The 19,998-nt window shown below is 50.5% G+C and carries 19 protein-coding genes; 9 read left to right on the top strand and 10 right to left on the bottom strand.

Annotated features, from left to right (window positions below):
• Window positions 1-58: 58 nt before the first annotated feature.
• Both VF575_01060 and VF575_01055 read right to left on the bottom strand, forming a co-directional pair.
• Window positions 59-2,689 (bottom strand): AAA family ATPase, encoded by a 2,631-nt coding sequence (locus tag VF575_01060; protein HEX8182172.1) that lies wholly within the window; start codon window positions 2,687-2,689, stop codon window positions 59-61.
• Window positions 2,690-2,692: 3 nt separating this feature from the next.
• The gene (locus tag VF575_01055; protein HEX8182171.1) at window positions 2,693-3,055 is read right to left on the bottom strand and encodes a hypothetical protein; all 363 of its coding nucleotides are present in this window, start codon (window positions 3,053-3,055) and stop codon (window positions 2,693-2,695) included.
• Between the two features lie 164 nt (window positions 3,056-3,219).
• Between VF575_01055 and VF575_01050 the strand changes: the two genes are divergently transcribed.
• From VF575_01050 to VF575_01035, 4 genes are all read left to right on the top strand, one after another.
• Window positions 3,220-5,430 carry an ATP-binding protein gene (locus VF575_01050; protein HEX8182170.1) on the top strand — a complete coding sequence of 737 codons (2,211 nt, stop codon included), beginning with the start codon at window positions 3,220-3,222 and terminating at the stop codon, window positions 5,428-5,430.
• Window positions 5,427-5,888, top strand: coding sequence for a response regulator (locus VF575_01045; GenBank protein HEX8182169.1), 462 nt, complete (start codon window positions 5,427-5,429; stop codon window positions 5,886-5,888). The genes VF575_01050 and VF575_01045 overlap by 4 nt, the downstream gene beginning before the upstream one ends.
• Window positions 5,881-7,002, top strand: a complete 1,122-nt coding sequence (locus tag VF575_01040) for a hybrid sensor histidine kinase/response regulator (GenBank protein HEX8182168.1) — start codon at window positions 5,881-5,883, stop codon at window positions 7,000-7,002. The genes VF575_01045 and VF575_01040 overlap by 8 nt, the downstream gene beginning before the upstream one ends.
• Window positions 7,003-7,402: 400 nt before the next feature.
• Window positions 7,403-7,639: a hypothetical protein gene (locus tag VF575_01035; GenBank protein ID HEX8182167.1), complete on the top strand. Its 237-nt coding sequence runs from the start codon at window positions 7,403-7,405 to the stop codon at window positions 7,637-7,639.
• Between the two features lie 127 nt (window positions 7,640-7,766).
• Here VF575_01035 and VF575_01030 read toward each other — a convergent pair whose 3' ends face one another.
• Complete coding sequence (locus VF575_01030; protein HEX8182166.1) at window positions 7,767-9,425, bottom strand: ABC-F family ATP-binding cassette domain-containing protein; 1,659 nt, start codon at window positions 9,423-9,425, stop codon at window positions 7,767-7,769.
• A gap of 271 nt (window positions 9,426-9,696) precedes the next feature.
• Between VF575_01030 and VF575_01025 the strand changes: the two genes are divergently transcribed.
• Window positions 9,697-10,425, top strand: coding sequence for a hypothetical protein (locus VF575_01025; protein ID HEX8182165.1), 729 nt, complete (start codon window positions 9,697-9,699; stop codon window positions 10,423-10,425).
• 6 nt (window positions 10,426-10,431) lie between these two features.
• On the opposite strand, the gene VF575_01020 is transcribed toward VF575_01025, so the two are convergent.
• The 7 genes from VF575_01020 to VF575_00990 form a co-directional block, all read right to left on the bottom strand.
• Complete coding sequence (locus tag VF575_01020) at window positions 10,432-10,716, bottom strand: hypothetical protein (GenBank protein ID HEX8182164.1); 285 nt, start codon at window positions 10,714-10,716, stop codon at window positions 10,432-10,434.
• Window positions 10,717-10,746: 30 nt separating this feature from the next.
• Window positions 10,747-11,526, bottom strand: coding sequence for a DNA repair protein RadC (gene radC, locus VF575_01015; GenBank protein HEX8182163.1), 780 nt, complete (start codon window positions 11,524-11,526; stop codon window positions 10,747-10,749).
• Window positions 11,527-11,625: 99 nt separating this feature from the next.
• On the bottom strand, window positions 11,626-11,913 hold the full coding sequence (locus VF575_01010; GenBank protein HEX8182162.1) for a hypothetical protein: 288 nt from the start codon (window positions 11,911-11,913) through the stop codon (window positions 11,626-11,628).
• A 498-nt stretch (window positions 11,914-12,411) separates the two neighbouring features.
• Window positions 12,412-12,558, bottom strand: a complete 147-nt coding sequence (locus VF575_01005; GenBank protein HEX8182161.1) for a hypothetical protein — start codon at window positions 12,556-12,558, stop codon at window positions 12,412-12,414.
• Between the two features lie 78 nt (window positions 12,559-12,636).
• A complete protein-coding gene (locus VF575_01000; GenBank protein ID HEX8182160.1) occupies window positions 12,637-13,305 on the bottom strand; it encodes a hypothetical protein in 669 nt (222 codons plus the stop codon).
• 96 nt (window positions 13,306-13,401) lie between these two features.
• On the bottom strand, window positions 13,402-13,680 hold the full coding sequence (locus VF575_00995; GenBank protein HEX8182159.1) for a MarR family winged helix-turn-helix transcriptional regulator: 279 nt from the start codon (window positions 13,678-13,680) through the stop codon (window positions 13,402-13,404).
• A gap of 193 nt (window positions 13,681-13,873) precedes the next feature.
• On the bottom strand, window positions 13,874-15,136 hold the full coding sequence (locus tag VF575_00990; GenBank protein ID HEX8182158.1) for an LCP family protein: 1,263 nt from the start codon (window positions 15,134-15,136) through the stop codon (window positions 13,874-13,876).
• A gap of 188 nt (window positions 15,137-15,324) precedes the next feature.
• Between VF575_00990 and VF575_00985 the strand changes: the two genes are divergently transcribed.
• The 4 genes from VF575_00985 to VF575_00970 all read left to right on the top strand — a co-directional run bounded on the left by VF575_00985 (window position 15,325) and on the right by VF575_00970 (window position 19,997).
• A complete protein-coding gene (locus VF575_00985) occupies window positions 15,325-16,332 on the top strand; it encodes a hypothetical protein (protein ID HEX8182157.1) in 1,008 nt (335 codons plus the stop codon).
• A gap of 195 nt (window positions 16,333-16,527) precedes the next feature.
• Window positions 16,528-17,541 (top strand): hypothetical protein, encoded by a 1,014-nt coding sequence (locus VF575_00980; GenBank protein HEX8182156.1) that lies wholly within the window; start codon window positions 16,528-16,530, stop codon window positions 17,539-17,541.
• A 465-nt stretch (window positions 17,542-18,006) separates the two neighbouring features.
• Complete coding sequence (locus VF575_00975; GenBank protein HEX8182155.1) at window positions 18,007-19,116, top strand: hypothetical protein; 1,110 nt, start codon at window positions 18,007-18,009, stop codon at window positions 19,114-19,116.
• On the top strand, window positions 19,113-19,997 hold the full coding sequence (locus VF575_00970) for a hypothetical protein (GenBank protein ID HEX8182154.1): 885 nt from the start codon (window positions 19,113-19,115) through the stop codon (window positions 19,995-19,997). Before VF575_00975 ends, VF575_00970 begins: the two co-directional genes overlap by 4 nt.
• Window position 19,998: the final 1 nt, after the last annotated feature.

Below are 19,998 nucleotides of genomic sequence, written 5' to 3'. Positions count from 1 at the left end.
GTATGCAGGGCAGTGAAATATATCTCAAGAGCGTCGGCGTAACAAATTTAAATCTAAGCTAGCCTAAGTCAGCCACGTCCATGACAACATGGTCGCCGGGCCGCGTCTCACCACGGAGAATCCGATTAGCTATACCGTCTTCGACAGCGCGTTGCAGCGCGCGGCGCATCGGCCGGGCACCAAGACGGGCGTCGTAGCCGGTGGCCACGACTTTCTGGATAGCTGCCTCCGTCAGTGCGACAGAGATATTCTGGTTGGACAGCGTCTTATTAATATCCTTCATCATCAGCTGGACGACCTGTGCCAGTTCCGACTCATTGAGCGGACGGAACAGCACGATCTCATCGAAGCGGTTGAGAAGTTCCGGTCTGAACTGACCGCTGTTGATCAGTTCATCAACCAGCTCGGATTGGAAACTTTCCAGTTGCTCGCCGTGGCCGATACGGTCCCGGATCGTACTGGCGCCGGCATTGGAGGTCACGATAATCACGCAGTCTTTGAACGAAGCGATTCGTCCACCAGTATCAGTCAGCTGGCCTTCGTCAAGCAGCTGCAGTAGCAGATTGAGTATATTTGCGTGGGCCTTTTCGATCTCATCAAGCAGTACGACTGCAAATGGCTGCTGGCGTACGGCCATAATGAGACTACGGCTTTCTTCGGCGCCGTTGCTAAGCAGGCGGCGCACATCGTCGGGCTGCTGATACTCGCTCATATCGAGCCGGATAATATTGGACTCGGCGCCGAAATACGTGGCCGCGACGGCTTTGGCAAGTTCCGTCTTACCGACACCAGTTGGACCGAGAAATAGGAAGCTACCGATCGGTCGTCTCGGGTTGGCAACACCGGCGCGGGCACGGCGCAGGGCACTGGCAACGACATGGACGGCATGCGTTTGATTGATCATCCGTTCATGAATGCGGTCTTCGAGATGCAGCAGCTCGTCTGCTTCAGCCGGCGCTGCCGAGCTGACTTTAACACCGCGGCTCTGCTCGATGGCTTTTTGTACTGATACAGCCGTGACGATACCGTCGTGTTCACTGTATGACAGGGAATTCTCGAGCAGCTGCAATGCCTTGCCGGGGAAAGATGCGTCCTGCAGGTAGCGGCCGCTCAATCGATATGTTTCACGGAGCGTTTCGTAGGGAATCAGCACTTTGTGCCGATGTTCAAGCGACAAAGCATTGTCTTCGAGTACGCGCATGACATCCTGTTCAGACGGCTCACTCAGCATGACTGGACTGATGAGATTCGCGAATGATGCATTTGTTGCCTTCAGTAGCTGATAGTCGTGCGGCGTCATAGCCATGACCATTTGGACTGATCGGGACTGTAATACCGGCAGCAGAATCTGCGTCATATCGAATGATCCTGGACCACTCCGGAAAAATAGCTGTGCGTCGTCGAGGAATAATATAATGTGACCGGCGTGCACCGTCTCAACCAAAAGCGACATAACAATATCTTCAAGTTCACCGGGCCGTTTGGCCGCCGACAAAATGGTCGATGGACTCAGTGAAACTAACTGTCGGTGTTCCAAATTGCGATCGTTCTTTTCTTCGAGCAATAACTGCGCGAGGGCATGCACATGGCTAGTTTTGCCGACACCCGGCTCGCCTATCAGGCCAATTGTCGATGTACCCTGCGAAAAAGCGTTTTTCATCGCCGTCACGCCCGGCGAGGTTGTTAACCAGCCGAAATGCGAACCGTGTTGCTCGATCGACAAGCTGATATTGAATCCGTACTTATTTAGCTGCGGAGTAAAGCCATTGGCCCAATCCCGGCCGATGCCGCCAAAATACGGTTTGTCGGCACGCATCGCATCGAGCGCCCGGCCAAGCCACATGGCAACCGCCTCGGCGTCGCCGGCAGCCAGCTTCATCCGCGACAGCAAATCGGTGAATTCTGACGACGTGACAAGCAGCGCACCCGCTAAATGGCCAGGTTCAATGACGTTACTGTCTGTTGCCCGCGCTAGGCGCTCAGCTTCGGACCAGACATGGGCCATGTCTTGCTCACGCGTACTCAGACATTGCTCGATTATGTCGGATGACACCAGGAAATGATTGGCATAAAACACAAATTGCCAGTTGCTACGTAGTTTCTGCCAAATCGCTTGCGGCGCCAGTATGTCATCTGGCTGGAAAGCGGACAATATAGTTGCCGAGACGTGGTCCGTCAGCGTATTGCCATGCGCCGGCAAAGGCTTCAACTCCATAGCATACCAGGCTGCGGGCATAAAACTCAGCAGGGCAGCCGACAATGCTAAAAATCCATACCGCTGCAGCCCGGCATATAAACAAATAAGCCCGATGCACAGTAGTACCGCGGAAATCCCGACTAGTACTGCGTACCCACCGCGCGACAGACGCCGGCCCAGGCGCGCATAACGGGCGCGCTGTGACCGAAGATCAAGATAGGGCGAATTAGCTGCCGGGCGGGATGTATCGAGGCTCGGCGTGGCAGGGTAGGCGGGCTGCTTGGCCAGTGGCTGCACTGGTTCGGGCAAACTGCCAGGTACGGCAGTTGGCGGCGCTGCCCCCGTGACTGCGGCTTCAGTCGGGACAGGGTAGGCTGGGGCATACTGCGTCTGTGCTGGCCCCATATATTGAACTGCCGGGTTATGCTGCGGCTGCGCCTCGGGCGGAAGTGGACTTGGCGGTGGCGTCGGTGATTGCTGATCTGGATTCATAAATTAACCAATTATTCCTTTTACGAATAGAACGATGACGGCAGGTGGTATCAATGGCCAGATGACTAGCTGCAGCAATGCCGCCACAGTCGTGAGCAGCAACATAACTCCCGCGGACAGCAGCACCAGCGAGCGCACCGTAAAGCCGACGACCCGGCTCACCAGATTATCACCAGCGGCTCTGAATTTGGCCTCGATACTGGCTCCTGGATATGTTATGATCCGGCGCCACGGCGCAAACAAGGTTCGGAGCAATATGGGAACTGAAAACAGGTGCGATACCTTAGTACTGCGTGTTTCCGCGTTTTTGATGATCTGAGACCAGCCCTGGCGGTACCACCAAGTCAGTATTTCGAGGGCTATCATACCTTAATTGTACACCGTTCATGTATAAAATATGGCGATTCATAATTATTACGCTAACGTTTATTAATTTCGCTATGAAATAATTCTCTTTGCGATTGATTATCGTCGCATATACTATAGACACAGAAAGAGGAGCATTGATTAATCTCTGCTCGTTGTGCCGTATGACCGCTCCCACATCTACAATCAAAAAGTTAGCTCGCAGCACCCCGATCGATTACCAGCAACTGTTTGATTCGTTACCGGAAGGTTATATTGCAGTGCTCCCGGATGATCCGGACTTTACGATTGTTGCCGAGAACCGGGTTCATAGCCGCATGGCGATGATGAACCCGGAAAACGCACTGGGAAGACCACTGTTTGAAGTGTTCCCTGATACTTCAGAGAAATTTCAAAAAACGGGCGTTAACGATGTTGCCGAATCAATGCGACGTGTTATCGCTACTGGTAGCCCGGATTCTATGCCGACTATACAGTATGATCTGAAGGATCAGACCGGCATGCTCGTCCCAAAATATTGGCGCCTGACCCACCACCCTATATTTAACTCCGATGGTACATTAGCTCTTGTCTATCAGGCAACCAAAGATATCACTCAGGAAGTTTTGGCAGGTGATAAATTGGAATACACCCAGCGTCAGCTCAATGAAGCCCTATCAACCGGCATGATTGGAACCTGGACCTGGGATTTTGATACTGACAAAATTATATGCGACCAAAACACAGCTGCAATGTTTGGCGTACCCGTCGACGAAGCTGCCAACGGATTGCCGCTAGATGCCTTTACGGCTGCGATGCATCCAGACGATCGGCCAAAAGTACGGAAGGCGATTGCTAAAGCCATAAAATCCGGCGACGTTTTCCATAGCGAATACCGCACAATCAGCAGAGACGGTGCACACCGCTGGTTGATTGCACGGGGCAGCGTCGAAAAAGACCGCACCGGTAAGGCCGTCAAATTCCCCGGTTTTCTAGTAGACATTACTGAGAGGAAAATAGTCGAAAATAATTTGAGTTATCTTGCGCAGGCCAGTGCCGTCTTGTCGCAGTCACTTGACTATAAGACGACGCTTCAGACTATTGCTGATTTGATGGTTCCAGACGTAGCCGACTGGTGTACTGTGGACATTTTGGATGACAAAAATCAGCTGCAACAAGTTGCGCTTGCTCACAAAGATCCTGCCAAAGTTACGTGGGCCCGTGAGCTCCGCGCACAGCAAGGTCCGCCAAACCTTGATGATCCCACGGGCATCCCCAAAACGGTGCGTACCGGCAAGCCAGAATTCTATCCATATATCGATGACAACCTGATACTGGCATCAGCGAAAAGCGAGGAAGAATACAAATTGCTTCATGATCTAGCGTTGACATCTATTATCATTGTTCCACTCAAAACACATGGTAAAACCGTTGGAGCGATTACGCTCATTACGACCGACAAGAAGCGAAATTATAACGAATCAGATCTTGAAATGGCCGAGGAACTCGCCAGCCGGGCGTCGCTCGCCATGACCAATGCCAGTCTGTATGATGACGCCCAAAAAGAGTTGGCTGCACGTATACGACTTGAGGAAGAGCTGCGCATCGTCAATGAAGAGTTAGAGCACCGCGTCGAGAGTCGCACGGCGCTTCTCGAGGAAACGAACATAAGCCTGCAGCGAAGCAATCAGGAATTACAGGATTTTGCCTATGTCGCATCTCACGATCTACAGGAACCGCTGCGCAAGATTCAAGCATTTGGAAATTTATTGCAAACTGAGTACAGTGATGTCATCGGCGAAGGTGCCGATTATCTCGACCGGATGCGTAACGCTGCTGCCCGGATGAGCGCTTTGATCGAAGACATTCTCTCGTTCTCGAGAGTTACAACCAAGGGCCGCGAATTCACAACCGTCAATCTTCATACTGTTGTCAAAGAAGTCATGGGAGATTTGGAAATCCGCATTGCCGACACGCAAGCAGTCATCGAAGTCGACAAGCTGCCAAGCATTCATGCTGACGCCATGCAAATGCGGCAGTTGATGCAAAACCTCATCGCCAATGCTATCAAATTTCAACGCCCCGGCGTCCCACCGTACCTGCACATCAGGTCGACCATAGAAACAAACGAAGCTGATAATATCAAATATTGTCGTTTGGAGATCGAAGACAACGGTCTTGGATTTGATGAAAAATATCTTGATCGTATCTTTGCGGTTTTCCAACGTCTGCATAACCGCGACAGCTATGAAGGCACTGGTATAGGACTCGCTGTTTGCCGGAAGATAATTGAGCGGCATGGTGGTTCGATAACTGCGACCAGCAAACCAGGCAAAGGTTCCACATTTATCATGATGCTGCCGATGCGGCATAAAAAAGGAGAGAATTTACTATGAACCAAAATGGAATAGTCATACTAATGGCCGATGACGATGACGATGATTATCTTTTAACCAAAAAGGCTTTGGAAGAAAGTAAGCTGCTTAATACCTTGCACCGCGTCAAAGACGGCGAGGAACTGCTGGATTACCTAAAAGGACGCGGCGAATATCAAGGTGAACGCGAGCATGCCCGCCCCGGCGTGATACTGCTTGATCTCAACATGCCGAAGAAAGATGGCCGGGAAGCGCTTCGTGAGATCAAATCAGACGAAGAACTCAAAAACATTCCCGTTGTGGTCTTTACGACGTCAAAAGCGGAGGAAGATATATATAAGTCATATCAGCTTGGCGTCAACTCATTCATAACCAAGCCCGTCACGTTCGAGGGCTTACTGCAGGTTATACAAACACTCGGTAAATACTGGTTCGAGATCGTAGAATTGCCAGCCAAAAACGAGGGAACCAGTGTCTGATAGCTTAAATGTTCTACTGATCGATGATGATGAAGATGATTACCTGATCATACGTAATTTGATTGCCAAAATTCCGCAATCACCATTTAGAATCGAATGGGAATCAAATCTATCGAAGGCTAAAAAGCTCATTACGCAGGCCAGCCATGACATATACCTGGTTGATTATCGGCTCGGTGCCGAAAATGGCCTGGAGCTACTCAGTGACTTTGACCTTGTGCAGCGTCCGGAGCCGTTCATAATTTTGACGGGAGCTGGTGACGAGCATGTCGAACGCCGGGCCATGAAAATGGGCGTTGCCGACTACCTCGTGAAGGGAGCCTTGGACAGCGAATTATTATCCCGTGTCCTTCGGTATAGCCTGCAACGAAAGCTGATAGAAGCTCAGCGCGTACACCAATTAATCGAAATCAACCGGTCAAAAGATGAATTCATCGCTCTTGCCTCACACCAACTACGTACACCTGCAACGGCAGTCAAGCAGTACGTCGGCATGATTCTCGAGGGATACGCGGGCGACATTACGCCCGAACAAGACAAATTTTTGCGTAGCGCCTACGAAAGCAACGAACGTCAAATCCAAGTCGTCAACGATATCCTGCGTGTCGCTAAGCTTGATCTCAAAAAAATCACGCTCAAGCAGGCACCGACCGATATCGGTAAACTACTTGAAAGTATTTTGCATGACATGGCGTCGTTGCTTTCTAACCGTGAACAGACGCTCACGTATGATATTGACGACAGCAAACCCATCATCGCGGATATCGATACCGAATACATGCGCATGGCGCTCGGTAATCTGATCGACAATGCTAGCAAGTATTCACCAGTCGGCAAGCGAATTACTGTCAGCGTCGCCGCCGATACCGACCAGTCGGCAACAATTATCATTCAGGATGAGGGTGTCGGGATTGCCGAAAAGGACCTCGACAAATTATTCAAAAAATTCTCACGTATTGATAATCCGCTCTCTGTAAAAGTCGGAGGTACTGGGCTCGGACTCTACTGGTCTAAAGAGGTGATCGAACTGCACAACGGAACAATCCAGGTACAATCCAAAATCGGCAGCGGTACTAGTTTTATCATACAAGTTCCGATCAAAGTTACTGCATAGCATCTACGTTTTAAGTTCAGTGCTTGGCCACGCTTCGTGCTGCACTCAGCATAGATAGATATGTGTAATACCGCCCTAAGCATAAGCTTTTTATAATCTTTTAGTACTTTGCGCAAGCTTTATGTATAATATGAATAGTCGTGCACGTGTACCCAACATAACTTGCTTGGTCACCTACGCGCAGACTTCCATACATCGGCCAGCACACTTCGGTCACTGCACGAGCCATCTCAAACTTCACTAGTCCGAACTTCATTTTAATCTTCTGAATACTGTTTCTTACTATCATTTACCGTTTTGTTTTTTGGCCTATGGGCCGTCTATTTCGATCACTTCCACAGCATCCGTCGCGTGAGACATCTGTATATATCATTACTTTTTTGGGGAGGGGACTATTCACATGCAACTTTCGCTTACAAACGCCATGAATCAAAAATATTTTTGGGCTTTTGCCCGTGACATAACGCCGCCTGCCAAACGCTATCGGCCATCACTCAGCCCGCGCCGGAATCTTAACCGCTACTACATAACATCATGTTCTAAACAAGCCAAGGCTTACGGCGTGACAGTCGGCATGACCTATAAAGAAGCGCGTCAATTAGTGCCCCACATGCGGGTCATCGTCTGTAATCGCTAAGCTATCCGAGCGCGTTAATCCCATCTGTACATTCATGCAGACGGGCCGTAACAAATTTTGACATCATGTGGGCAGCCTTGATGTCACGCTAACATATTCGCACATAGCCCGGTGTCTATAAAGGCGTTTAGTCGCCGATCGCAATCATCTTGCCACCCAACTTATCAGCAAAATAACTGTCGTGGGATATGTATATGATGGCACCGTGGTAAGCCGTTAGTGCGTGCTCCAGCTCCTCGATACTTGGAAGATCAAGGTGGTTGGTCGGTTCGTCGAGAATGAGTACCAGTGGATCGTCCGCTAACATACTAATCAGCTGGAAGCGGGCCTTCTGGCCACCACTCAGCCGCTGCACCGGCATATCACCATCTGAAGCCGGGTTGAACAGATAGTCACTGAGTAGCTGCTTGATACGCTGCGGGCTGGACGGCGAGTCTTTGTCCATCAGGACCTGCTCAAGCGCCTGCGACAGTGGAAGCGGCAGATATTTTGGATTGATTTCTTGTTCGTACAAGCCTATCTTCAAATCCTTCTCGGTGGCGATCGTACCCGCGAAACGCTTACTGCCGGCAGTAGTTCCATGAGCTTGAGCCATAATTGACTGAATCAACGTCGTTTTGCCGGCACCGTTACGGCCATGCAGGCGGATTCGTTCTGATTCATGCAGCCCGAAGCTGATGTCGGCAAACAGGGGATTGTCGCCGTACCCCAGACTGAGTTTGTCGGCCTGAATCAGCAGACGGTGCGAGGCAGACTCTTTGGTCGCAGTTCTAATACGAATATTTTGAGCTTTATATTTTTCATAGGAAGCCGACATTTTATCGTTCATACTGCTGGCTGATTCCTGGTCGATCCAGAATGAAGGTTTTTCGAGTGACTGCAGATCGCGCAAATCGTCTCGAGCCTTTTGCTCCTGCGACTTGAAACGCCGAATGGTACCAGGGTCGCGGGATTTTTCCTTGAGCCGCTGAAACCGGATGACATCTTCCTGCAGGTTGCGAATCCGCTTCTGCGTAATATCGTATTCGTTGACCTGTGAAGTTACCTGGCTTTTATTGGTGCGGAGATAATCGTCATAATTACCGCGGAAGGCATAGGCAGCTCCGTCGCGGACTTCGATAATCCGGTCGACGCTGCGCAGTACATCACGGTCGTGGGTAATGACAACAACCGCCTCTTGAGCCGCCTTGAGCCATTTTACGAAAGCTTCTTTGGCGATGTAGTCCATGTGGTTGGTCGGTTCGTCGATGAGTGCAATATGACCGCGGGAGCGCTGCACTTTCATGAGTTCAACCATGCGTTTTTGGCCCCCGCTCAGGCTGCCAAGCTCGCTGTGCAACTTGGTTTTATCAATTTGATACAGCTCAAAAGCCTGTTCTATTTCATCCTCTAGCTGGTAATAGCCGAGGTCGCTGAACCGTTCGAGTGCATCGCTGTATTCCTGCATTTTACGCGTGCTATCACCCATGCTTTCAGGGTAGGTATCGAGTATGTACGCCAACTTCTGGTAGTCCGGTAGGTCGCCCTGAATGTACTCGAGAACCGTTTTGGCTTCGTGTCCGTGATGTTCCTGCCGGCTCGCGACAAGAATAGATCCACGCTTGAGTATTATTTCTCCATCATAATCCAGATCATCGCCGGCTATGATATTAAATAACGTAGATTTTCCCGTACCGTTACGTCCGATCAAGCCTACTTTTTCATTTTCTTGGACAGAAAACTGCAATCCCTGATACAGGACTTTATCTCCGAATGATTTTTCACCAATAGCAACAGATAGTAACATACAATTCTTCTCTTTATTTATACCTGTTTACAGAGCAGCCTGATGCCAAGTCGTATAAACAGCCCTCATTAAAGTGCGGGGTATTACTATATAATATACGATTATTCATGATTTATGCTAATTACTCTGCACCGGTTGGCTGCAGTATCGGCATGATATGAGCTGCGGTATTACTGACGTGAAACATTGCTCTATGTATGTTGGTATCATATCTAACTGACTGTATAGCTACCATGAGGTAGCGTAGTACGTATAACCTTTGGAGAAACTGATGAAATATTTTATGAGGAAGGGCATCCACCACGGACCACGCGAGAAACTCGGTACCCGGGCCAGTCGAATAAATGCGGCCATTATTTTGCCCGTAACGGCAGCCGGTCTGGTCGTAGTGTGGCTTTCGCTATTGAATATGTCGATCAATCTTACTCAAAACCCTCTGACATACTCTGGCAAGCAGCCATTGGCTCGTTCACCGACCAGCCAATCTGTACTAAATGACGCTAGCTCCGATGCAACAATCGGGTTGGGGCAGCTCAAGCCAGATATATCCACAAATCCGAAAACCGAACCGTTGCAAGCCGCCAACAATCAGTTGGATGCTGCCATGAGCGATTCTACGGCAGGACCCACAACAGCATCGAACCAAGCGACGATACCTGCAACATTTCCGCAACCGGCTGCTCGTAGTACAGCAGAGGCGGCTATGGAGCAACCTGACATCAGTCCTAAAACTACTAATATTCCTCCATTAATTCCGACACCGAATATTCAAGAAACTACTCCGGCTAGCACTCAGCCGCTTGCAACCGTCGACGCAACCCCTATAACGGTATCTGGAGTCCAAAGCCCGCAACCTGCTTCAGTAACTACTACTGAAACACCCCCGACGACTGAAGCGATGTCTGTGCAACCTGCTTCAGACGCACCAACTCAAATTACGATCACGCCATTAGATGCAGCATCTGAGCTAACTATGCCGCTACCAGACCAGCCGAAATAATCTGAGCTACTTTTTGCGGATTGCGTAGTCGCGGTTGAGATATATGAGTTCAGCGACGAGTCGTTCTATTTCTGGTGCCAGGGCGGCATCGGTGGCTGCAAGTTCCTGGGCAACTACGTCAAGCTCGATAGCGAGAGTCATCAAATAATCCCCGGAGCGGGCACGGGCATGCATCATCAGTTCTTGTGAGACATCTGCATGGTCATCCGTATCGCGCACTATTGGTTGTACTGCTGGAAAGTGGCTCAGTGTCGTGCTATGAGATTTGATGGTGTAATTTGTTGGATTCATACTGTCTCCTATTGCCTTAACGTAAGCAGCTTATACTTCTTCCATCATACTAAGATATGCATCTCGCGCAATAATTAAATGATCGAGCAGATCAATTCCGAGCAGTTTGCCGCCTTGAATCAACTGGTCGGTGACTTCTGCATCGGCTTGTGTCGGCTCCAGGGAACCAGAAGGGTGATTATGGGCGATGATCACGGCTACCGCTCCGTAGGTAATGGCCGGCTGAAATACTTCGCGGGGATGTACGATATTAGCCGTCAAACTTCCCATAGAAATAACCTCCTCGTGTACAATCTGATAGCGAGCTCCCAAATATAAAGCCCGCAGTTGTTCCTTCTGCAATTCACCCATGTTTTTGAGGTGCTGATATGCTTGGTTTGAGGTACGCACAACCGTCGGCTTGCCAGCCCGATTTTCATAAAACCGTCGTCCTAGTTCAAAGCTGGCAACCAACTGGCACGCTTTGGTCAGCGGAATGTTCAGTGACGCCGCCAGCCGCTTGGGACTGGTTTCGCGTAGCAGGGCGCGCTCGCCGTATTCTTTGAGTATGCGATGAGCCATGACCATGACTTCCTCGCGCCGCGTGCCGACACCCAGCAAGATAGCTATGATCTCGGCCAAGCTTAAATCCTGCGGACCGTATTTGATCATCCTCTCCCGTGGCTTTTGTTGGCTTTCCATATCACGGACGCGCAGCACGTACGGCGTATCGGCTTCGCCGAGCACCATATCATTGTCCTGCAGCGAGTACAGCGCGGGTGGCTGCACGGCTGCCTCAGGCTCAGCCAATCCAGCAGGTTCGGAAAACAAGCGGTAAATCTCTTCGGCTTGCTCAATACTGCCAGCGAACCGCCACGGTTCTCATCCCGCGTTATATCGGCATGCACTGCACTAGGGCGCGTAACGAGACTAAGCGGTGACATGATTGTTCTCCCGTACGCCAATTAGTGTCCAGACGTGGGCATCTGTATCAAATTTCAACCGGTAATCCTGGGCGCCGTCAGTCATGTCGAAAATTTCAAATAGCTGCTGTCCCTTTTGGACAAGGTAGCGCAGTCCGGATTCGACGAATGTATACTCCCGGCCTTCATACTCCATGCGCTTTGGGAATCCCTTGAGGTGGCGTCCGGGGCGAAAGTAAACGCTTGTTACATTGACTTCTTTATTAATAACACGTGCATTTCGAGAATCGTTCATAGGTTCAAGCTCCTAAGATAAAATTTATGAAGAGAACTGACTAGCATAGCTGCAATCAGTGAACGGATTAGAACAGGGGAGATATGGATACAAGAAGCGCTACCGTTCGGGAGTCGACTTGTTTCTACGGGGAAATCCTAAAGTTGACTTAGAGATAACCTACAGATGACCATATATCTTGCTTGAATAAGAATTGCAGTGACGCTTTGTCTGTTGAAGCCTATAGGGCCGTTACAAACTAGTGAGTATGCTACTTGGGTTGTAAAGCAGGTGAGTAGGAAGATAAACAAAGCACGTAGCAACGTTGACCAGCACTCACGATACTAGCCCTGATTATAACGCCGGCTTGTACTGGTCGACAATAGTATTATTGTCAGCGGTTTTCGAAACTAACAGATAGTATCATTTCTACTTACGGAGACGATGCGTTGTCAATAATCCTACGTCGCTCAAACAAAAAAGAGCCCATAACGGGCTCTTTTTATGTCAATGCGTGGATTACATCTTGTCGGAATCTGATGAGTCGTTTGAATCTTTGTTCCGCATCTTTTCCATCTGTTCTTTGGCTTTGTCATCGATCTGCGTTGAATCCAGGCGTTCCTGAACATCTTTTCTCTTGTCAGCGGCGTCGTCTAATATACTCATAGCGTTTCTCCTCGTTAGTTACTAACACTATGTATCATAAGGTCTGCGGACATAGCTGTAAGTTAAATAAAGCACAGATTAGAATAGATTGCGCAGCCGGTCGGAGATGCCTGATGCTTCGTGGCCGCCGCAGGAAGCAGGATCCTGGCGGTTATTATAGTCTCCAGCGTCAGATGCTACTGTTTTGTATTGCTGCTGCAGTACAGCCTGGTCAACTGGGCCGTAGCTAAGCAACAACCGGTCCTTATTATCAATCACTTCATTGGTAATAGTCGTCAGATCAGTCAGATCCTGGCCATTGAGCAGGATATTGAGCTTATTGGTGCCGTCGGCCTGGTACAGGGTCGTCGTCGAACGAATAAAGTCCGGCCCGACAATCCAGCCGACATTTTCGAAGAACTGGCCCCAAGTGACGGCATCATCGTGGACGTGTATAACACCGTTTTCTTCATCATGCATATGCGTCCGGGCCTGGGGTGAAGTGCCATGCAGGTCGCAGATTTTGACTTCTTGATAATACTGCGGATCCTTGAACTCTTCGCGGACGCCGTTGATATATACGGCGAAGTTGGCGTGGTAGTGCGTTTCGGCGTGGGGCTGATAAGTGGCAAACCGGATGCCAAGTATCAGCAGTGCTCCCAGCAATAAGCCAGCAAGCAGCCAGGTCCAGGGCTTGCTGCTGCGGGCTGTCATCTTTGTCTGTGTCGTCGTTGTACTAGTTGTATCTTCTGCCATACGTTCGGTCATATAGTGTCATTATAGCAATAAAGCGGTTCGGGTGATACGCGGGACGTTCGCCTCCGGTATACCCGAACCGCACTGTCACCTAGGGCTGTAATGAGTCTAGTAGCTGTAAGCGGCGCCGTTCATCGTCGATTCAGGCCAGATGTTTGTCATACATTTGCGGCCTTTGGCGCTCAGCCGTATCCAGGCGTCACTACTGCTGCGGGTCGAACGGTTGAGATATATCAGTCCTTTGTGGCGCAATGCCTCGATAATATGCGCTAAACGCTGGCGGTCAAAGCGGAGCGTTTCGGCTAAATTTGCAAAATCTTCTTCACCATTTTCATGAACAGTCTGTAATACTAATGCGTAGTCTCTCGGTAATTCAATGTGCTGCATACATTTCTCCTTCTGTTATGTTTCGTCTTTTGGTTATGAGCGTCACGCGCCCGTTTGACAATATGTCGGGGCATATCTGGCGTACACGCTCGCTTGTGGTGTTAGCCGGTGAGCCAACATTCACAGCATAACCACTGAATCTTAAAAAATGCTTTAGAAATTACTAAACCGCACATGCTGCATACGGCGCATGTTACTGCTGGGCTGGAGTAGCCGGGGCGGGCGGCGTCATAAGAGTGGTGAGGTACGCGGTAATATCGGTGTAATCATCGACGCCTGTCGCTGGTATCAGCGCCGACTGGCCGTTTGCTGAGCGGTAGCTGGTAAGCAGGTTTTTGCCGTTAACGTCGTTCAGGCTGGCCGATTTGATACTGGCGCTGGGTATAGCCTTGGAGATGCTCGCCAGGCGGCGGACCTCATTGGTTTGAAAATCCGTCAGAACATTATTGCCGAAGCTGTCGAGCAAACTGCCGATTTTAATCGGGTTGGAGGTGACCCCGGCGCTGGTTGCCTTGTCTTTGAGGGCAGTCAGCATCAAACGCTGGTTGGCAGTACGCGTGTAGTCTGCATTATAGCCGTAAGCACCGTAGGCGTCACCGCGGGCGCGGGCAAGGTTCAGTGCTTCCTGGCCGTCCAGGCTATGCACGCCGTTCGTGAGCTTCACGAGCGGTGCCCGAGTCGGCTTACTGTAGTCACGGCTCGGGTCGTACAGTCCGCGCGGATCAGTACTGGCAATAGTGACGTCAATCCCGCCGACCGAATTGACGGCATCACGAAGCGCCGTGTAATTGACGAGCGCATAATAATTAATGTCTATTTCAAAATCACGTTCAATAATCTTTTCCAGCAGTCCCATGCCGCCAGCAGGGTAGTCGGGCTCGCTAAAATTATCAGCCTTACCAAATACATATGCTGAGTTGATTTTGCCGTACCCATGATCCGGTATAGCCACCCAGAGGTCACGCGGCACGCTCAGCATAAACGCCGTGTTGTTTTTGGTATCGATACTGACAATCATAATTGAATCAGTCAGGTCACCGCCGGAATGACCGACATCATCAGCCGAATTACCAGCCAGCAATATATTTACCCGGCCAGTATCTTCGCCTTTGAGCTTGTCTGTCTGCAACAGCCCGAACAAGTTGCCGCCAAGAGATTTGCCGGCATTCATAAGGACTTTTGATCCAACATAGCCGCCAGCGAGCAGCGCAACAATAAAAAGAACGATAAACGTTCGCTTTATTATTTTCTTCCAGTTGCGCTTTGGGGCTTCCTGAGCAACTGCAGACTGTGACCGGCTCGCGTCACCGTAGGCATTTGGCGCATAGCTGGACAGCGTTGTGCCAAGGGGCGGAAAAGCAGCCTCGGCGCCGGTTGCCGTGCGATGGACTTGCTGCGGGGCAGGCAATATATCGTGCTCAGTCGATTGATAATTACTGTTTTTTTGCGGATTCATAAAGCTTATCTCTTATTATGCCTCAAGTACTATCAAATAGGTACTTAACTGAGCGCACAATGGACAATTATAGCAAAAGATGCTGAAATTTCGCTTAGAACAAAATATGGCGTTGACGAAGCAAAGAATGGGTATCAAATATCAAATAACTTACTGCTGAGTTACCGGCAATGCCGCATGCTTGTACTATGACAGCAGACACCAGGCGCAAGCTAAAACAATCATGGATAGTGCGGCGCGGAACGAAGGCATTCCGATTCTTCGATGAATCTGGCGAGCCGATCACCGACAAAACGACTGTAGCTTACTGCAAATCATTGGGAATACCACCGGCATGGGAAGATGTCCGTATAGCCGGTGACAGACAGGCCAAAATCCTAGCAACAGGCACCGATACAGCTGGCCGACTGCAATATATCTACCATCCATCATTCCGGGCCCGCCAGGAAGAGGCAAAATTCGAACGCGTGCTGCGGTTTGCGCGAGCTTTGCCAAAAATGCGCCAGATTGTCGACAAAGATTTGGCGCGCACCGGACTCGGTTACCAAAAGGTTATGGCGACCATTATCAGTATCATGGACCAGACATACATCCGCGTTGGCAATGACACCTACGCCAAAGACAATCAGAGCTACGGCCTGACGACACTGCGCAGCAAACATACAACAGTTGAAGGCAGTACCATAACATTTGATTTCATTGGAAAGAGCGGGAAACATCACATCAAAAAGATTGAAGACCGGACGCTGGCCCGCATTGTCCGTCAGCTCGACGAACTGCCAGGCTATGAAGTATTCAAATACTATGACGAGAACGATAAACTCCACGATGTCAAAAGTTCGGACGTGAACGCCTACATCAAATCAATCATGGGAGAAGAGTTTAGTGCCAAAGATTTCCGCACCTGGGCCGGGACGCTCATCGCCAGCGCCGAACTCGTACAAGCTGAACGGGCTGCGTCGGAGCGGGAGCGCAAGAGGACAATTACCGCCTGCGCACGCAAAGTCGCTCGGAAGCTTGGCAACACACCGGCAGTCGCGCGCAGCAGCTACATCGATCCGCGCATTATCCAGCGCTACATGGAGGGTGATGACCTGCGCACCGTCCGCCGAACCGTCGAATCGATGAAGCACGCAAAAGGGGCTCAGTATCTGAGCCCCGAGGAACGTTGCGTGTTGCAGATATTGGAAGGGTGATTATCGTATCTATGGTGCATATGACTATTAATACGATACTTTAATTACTATACTCGATAATAATATTGACTTTTGCGCGGAAAGAAGTGTAACCTGCATGCAGTAATTGTAGTACTCGCATTGCCACACACATCCGCATTGCTGACGGACTGCAGTTGCCGTTCTTCGACAATGCAATACACGAGGAGAGATCCTATGTTCGGTATCACGACGCCCAAGCTCGGACGTAAGTCTGGCGAGGCCAAGAAGGCTTCCCAGCCTCGACGCCCCAAGCCAGTCGAGCCGTTCGGCAGTTCGAAGCCTCCGCTGTCACAGCGTCTCGGCACCCGTGCCCTGCGCACCTACGCGCACGGCAAGAAGTACACCGGCAGGACGCTGATCTACTTCAACCGCATCGACGGCGCCATCGGATTCCTCATCGTTCTCGCGATGCTCTGGATCCACGATGGTCTCGCCGGCGCCATGATGGGCCAACCAAAGGCGCTGCCTTGTGCCTTCCTGTTGTTCGCCCTCCTGGCCTACGTGCAGGGACAGTTCCGCAAGGGAACTGGCTCGGCGCAGCTGGTAGTCTACGGACTGCTGGCCTGCATGGTAGCAGTCGTCTACGGCTACTTCACCGTTATCGGTGGAGATCTGACGGCTCTCCTGCTGTCGGTATCCATCCTGATGGTACTGCCTGGACTGTTCGAGATGGCCGAGCACAACAAGCTGGAACAGGCCAAGCAAGCCGAGTGGGCGCGCAAGGAGGAAGACCTCTACGAGCGTCTTGTGATGGTGGACGCCCTGCAGCAGCAAGGCATCCAGCTCAACAACCAGCTCGGCGAGCGGCTCGTCGAGGTCAGCCAAGTAGGCGGTGAGCTCAAGGTCTCCCTGGGTCTAGCTGTGGTCACGAAGGCAGCTGGCGAGCAGGAAATGGCCGCAAAGCACCAGCAGATGGAAGAAGTCTTCGTTCAGGCCTCAGCCATCGGTGCCAACGCAACCAGAGCCGTGCCGCAGCCAGCAGCACAGCAGCACCTGCCTCCGGCAACCCAAGCGTACTCACCGCCGGCAGCTCTACCGCCACAGCACGACGAGCAGGTCCACGTCGGCACCGTCCAGGAGAGTCCCCAGGCATTCGCATGGGACGAGGACGGCAGTTTCGAAACCAGCGCAGCTCCATCGTTCGACCGGGACGAGTTCGATGCCAGGTTCGGCACCGGAGGCGACTGAGTCGGCACGTCTGCACAGCACATGTGGTGTCAGCGGGGGCGGTGTCGCTGCTAGTTGGCGACGCCGTCCCCACCACCGCATCTATGCGGATCCCCACACCTATTGCATTGTCGAATTTACACCTTAACTTATTATTTTGAAGAGTTCACCAAGAAAGTTAATTGACGAAACACCAAAATACTGAATTAACTGTTGACTTCATGTCAAGGCTGTATTATAGTCCAAAGTACTTCTCGAAATTTTCCCGAGCTGTATGACCAATAGGCATGAACTATCGTACCTATCGGTCATGCAACCTACGTGGCGATCGAGCCCGCAGATGCATGATAGACACCTGGCTATTACAGCTTGCGGACGCGCCTCGCCGCTAACGCTCAACTCTAACAGACAGTTGCCTCACAGATTGAAAAGTAGTATAGAGCTTAGTCTCTTTGATTTTATTGGTAAATATAAAGGTGCAATACAATGTCAGAACACAGCCAGACTCGTTTCGTCACTCCAGTCGATGAAATAGCTCATGAATCAGGAGCTATTTCTGACAGGTTATTACATGGCGATGAAGGCTCGATACGAGCTAGGACGCTTGTTGGAATGGGGCTTGGAATAACTGCTACCTGCCTCGTAGTCGGAGTTACCGGCACAGTCGTAGCTGGCGTTGCCGGTTTTAACTATCGCCTGAAACAAAATGCCGGCTATGAGAAACTATCCGTTGAAGCAATTGATATCAGTAGCGTTCAGCTAGACCTCAATTCGAGCACCGTCTACGCGGTAGAAGGCAGGATTGATACCAAAATGCGCTTACTCGATAAAATCAACGTACCTGGCACGGGCAACGGCGCTCAGTTCGTGAACGTTGGTGAGCCACAAAAGATGGCAGACGGCACGATGTCTGATCCAAGGAGCAAGGTACTTATATTCAGTGGTTCGGGCAAGCTCAATTCTAATCCTGATGCTGGAACTGTAACGACAAAAGTTATAACCGAAAACGGCGTTGAAAAACAAATTATCACCTTTCCGATAGGGCCGGAGAATAGTGCACTCATCTCGAATGCACAATTTCCAGAAGCGGACGCTCGGATAGAAAAGGTCAACGCCAGCCATGAGCTGACAATGTTCTTAGAAGGGATAACCGGCGTAGCAGGAGCCCCGATCCAGGCAGCCTGCCATCTTAGCACCTTAGGCAAGAAGCCCGATATCTGCCAAAAGCTTGACCCGCAAAAACTCCTAGGATTGTTAGAGAACGACGCCGTCATCCAGCAACGACTACGATTTGATACGCTTGAAGCAGTTCAGAAGCAGTGCGCACCGTTGCAGTGGAAACTAGAGCAAAAAGCTATTATACAGTCGATTGTTGCTGCCAGTGTCGATAAAGGCTGGAAGGAAGAAAACGTTTTCGTAGAATTTGTCGGTGACGATAACAAACCGACGACCGCTCCTCCGGACTACACCCGTTCAGCGATAGATGACCTCAAAGCACGCGGCGTATTACTCAGCGCACCTTCTGGCGCAGATATAATAATGAAAGCATCAGGAGTTAAGTGTCAGGCACCAAAGGATGGAGCGTTGCAGCCGTGAAATTTATAGGACGCCGACGACCTATTGAAGAGGTTCAGACAATCACCAACCTGCCGCCCCAGCCGCCGGTCGATGAGTCGGTGCGCAGCGAGATGACAGAGACGCATGTTGACTACGAACCAGGTTACGGGCTTGTTGAACGCTACCCGGATAACTCTTTTAGGGAATTAACCCAGGAAGAGCTTGCTCACTTAGACTTAGTTGACCATTCGGCTGAGACAGCGGGCTATGCACAGCCCGTACCACCGCAATACGATCAGGGGCCAGTGCCAGATGCTACCGGGCGCATCGAGCGAAATATCGAATTACGGATCAACATCGGATGGCTAGCACGTCCAGAAGATGCACATGTAGCAGGACAAATATTAGATAATGCCCTACGGGGTGCATTTGGAAATAATCCCGCCGACAGAGCGACTGATGCTTATGTCGACCCTGCAAGCTATTATCCGCAAGAGTACCACGCTGATGCAAACTTCGAGCAGGCCGCACATTACCAGGGACCTCCGGCGCTAACAGGCAATACACAGCCAGACATGCAGCCAGAACTACCGAATACTTCCGCAGTCGACAATCCTCAGGCGTCTACAGCAGCAGGCAAAAAACCACCCAAAGACAGTAGTGACAAAGGGAATAAGCTATGGCGTTTTGTAGGAAAGCCAACCGCTTATCTGGTCGCCGCTGTAGCCATATGCGCCCAAATCGAAAAAACTGTTATTGAACCGACCGAAACATGGGCTTTTAGACTTATGTCTGGCGACGATGAGATTCCTTCATATTGGAGTGAGCAAGGCAAGCAGAGCACCAAAAGCATACCGTTCATTGGCGAACATCTGGAACAAATATTTGTCCGAAAAACTAATCACAATCAAGGGAATTAAC

It is taken from the genome of Candidatus Saccharimonadales bacterium, from assembly GCA_036388415.1.
GTDB lineage: Bacteria > Patescibacteriota > Saccharimonadia > Saccharimonadales > UBA4665 > UBA4665.
Note: the sequence above shows the minus strand (reverse complement) of the source record. Positions and strands in the feature narration are given on the sequence as shown.

Bases quoted from the DNA above. Each gene is read 5' to 3' on its own strand.
- VF575_00985 (HEX8182157.1), top strand. From the start codon at position 15,325: ATGACAGCAGACACCAGGCGCAAGCTAAAACAATCATGGATAGTGCGG.
- VF575_00980 (HEX8182156.1), top strand. From the start codon at position 16,528: ATGTTCGGTATCACGACGCCCAAGCTCGGACGTAAGTCTGGCGAGGCC.
- VF575_01025 (HEX8182165.1), top strand. From the start codon at position 9,697: ATGAAATATTTTATGAGGAAGGGCATCCACCACGGACCACGCGAGAAA.
- VF575_01010 (HEX8182162.1), bottom strand. From the start codon at position 11,913: ATGAACGATTCTCGAAATGCACGTGTTATTAATAAAGAAGTCAATGTA.
- VF575_00995 (HEX8182159.1), bottom strand. From the start codon at position 13,680: ATGCAGCACATTGAATTACCGAGAGACTACGCATTAGTATTACAGACT.
- VF575_01055 (HEX8182171.1), bottom strand. From the start codon at position 3,055: ATGATAGCCCTCGAAATACTGACTTGGTGGTACCGCCAGGGCTGGTCT.
- VF575_01000 (HEX8182160.1), bottom strand. From the start codon at position 13,305: ATGACCGAACGTATGGCAGAAGATACAACTAGTACAACGACGACACAG.
- VF575_01020 (HEX8182164.1), bottom strand. From the start codon at position 10,716: ATGAATCCAACAAATTACACCATCAAATCTCATAGCACGACACTGAGC.
- VF575_01030 (HEX8182166.1), bottom strand. From the start codon at position 9,425: ATGTTACTATCTGTTGCTATTGGTGAAAAATCATTCGGAGATAAAGTC.
- VF575_01035 (HEX8182167.1), top strand. From the start codon at position 7,403: ATGCAACTTTCGCTTACAAACGCCATGAATCAAAAATATTTTTGGGCT.
- VF575_00990 (HEX8182158.1), bottom strand. From the start codon at position 15,136: ATGAATCCGCAAAAAAACAGTAATTATCAATCGACTGAGCACGATATA.
- VF575_00975 (HEX8182155.1), top strand. From the start codon at position 18,007: ATGTCAGAACACAGCCAGACTCGTTTCGTCACTCCAGTCGATGAAATA.
- VF575_01045 (HEX8182169.1), top strand. From the start codon at position 5,427: ATGAACCAAAATGGAATAGTCATACTAATGGCCGATGACGATGACGAT.
- VF575_01050 (HEX8182170.1), top strand. From the start codon at position 3,220: ATGACCGCTCCCACATCTACAATCAAAAAGTTAGCTCGCAGCACCCCG.
- VF575_01005 (HEX8182161.1), bottom strand. From the start codon at position 12,558: ATGAGTATATTAGACGACGCCGCTGACAAGAGAAAAGATGTTCAGGAA.
- VF575_01060 (HEX8182172.1), bottom strand. From the start codon at position 2,689: ATGAATCCAGATCAGCAATCACCGACGCCACCGCCAAGTCCACTTCCG.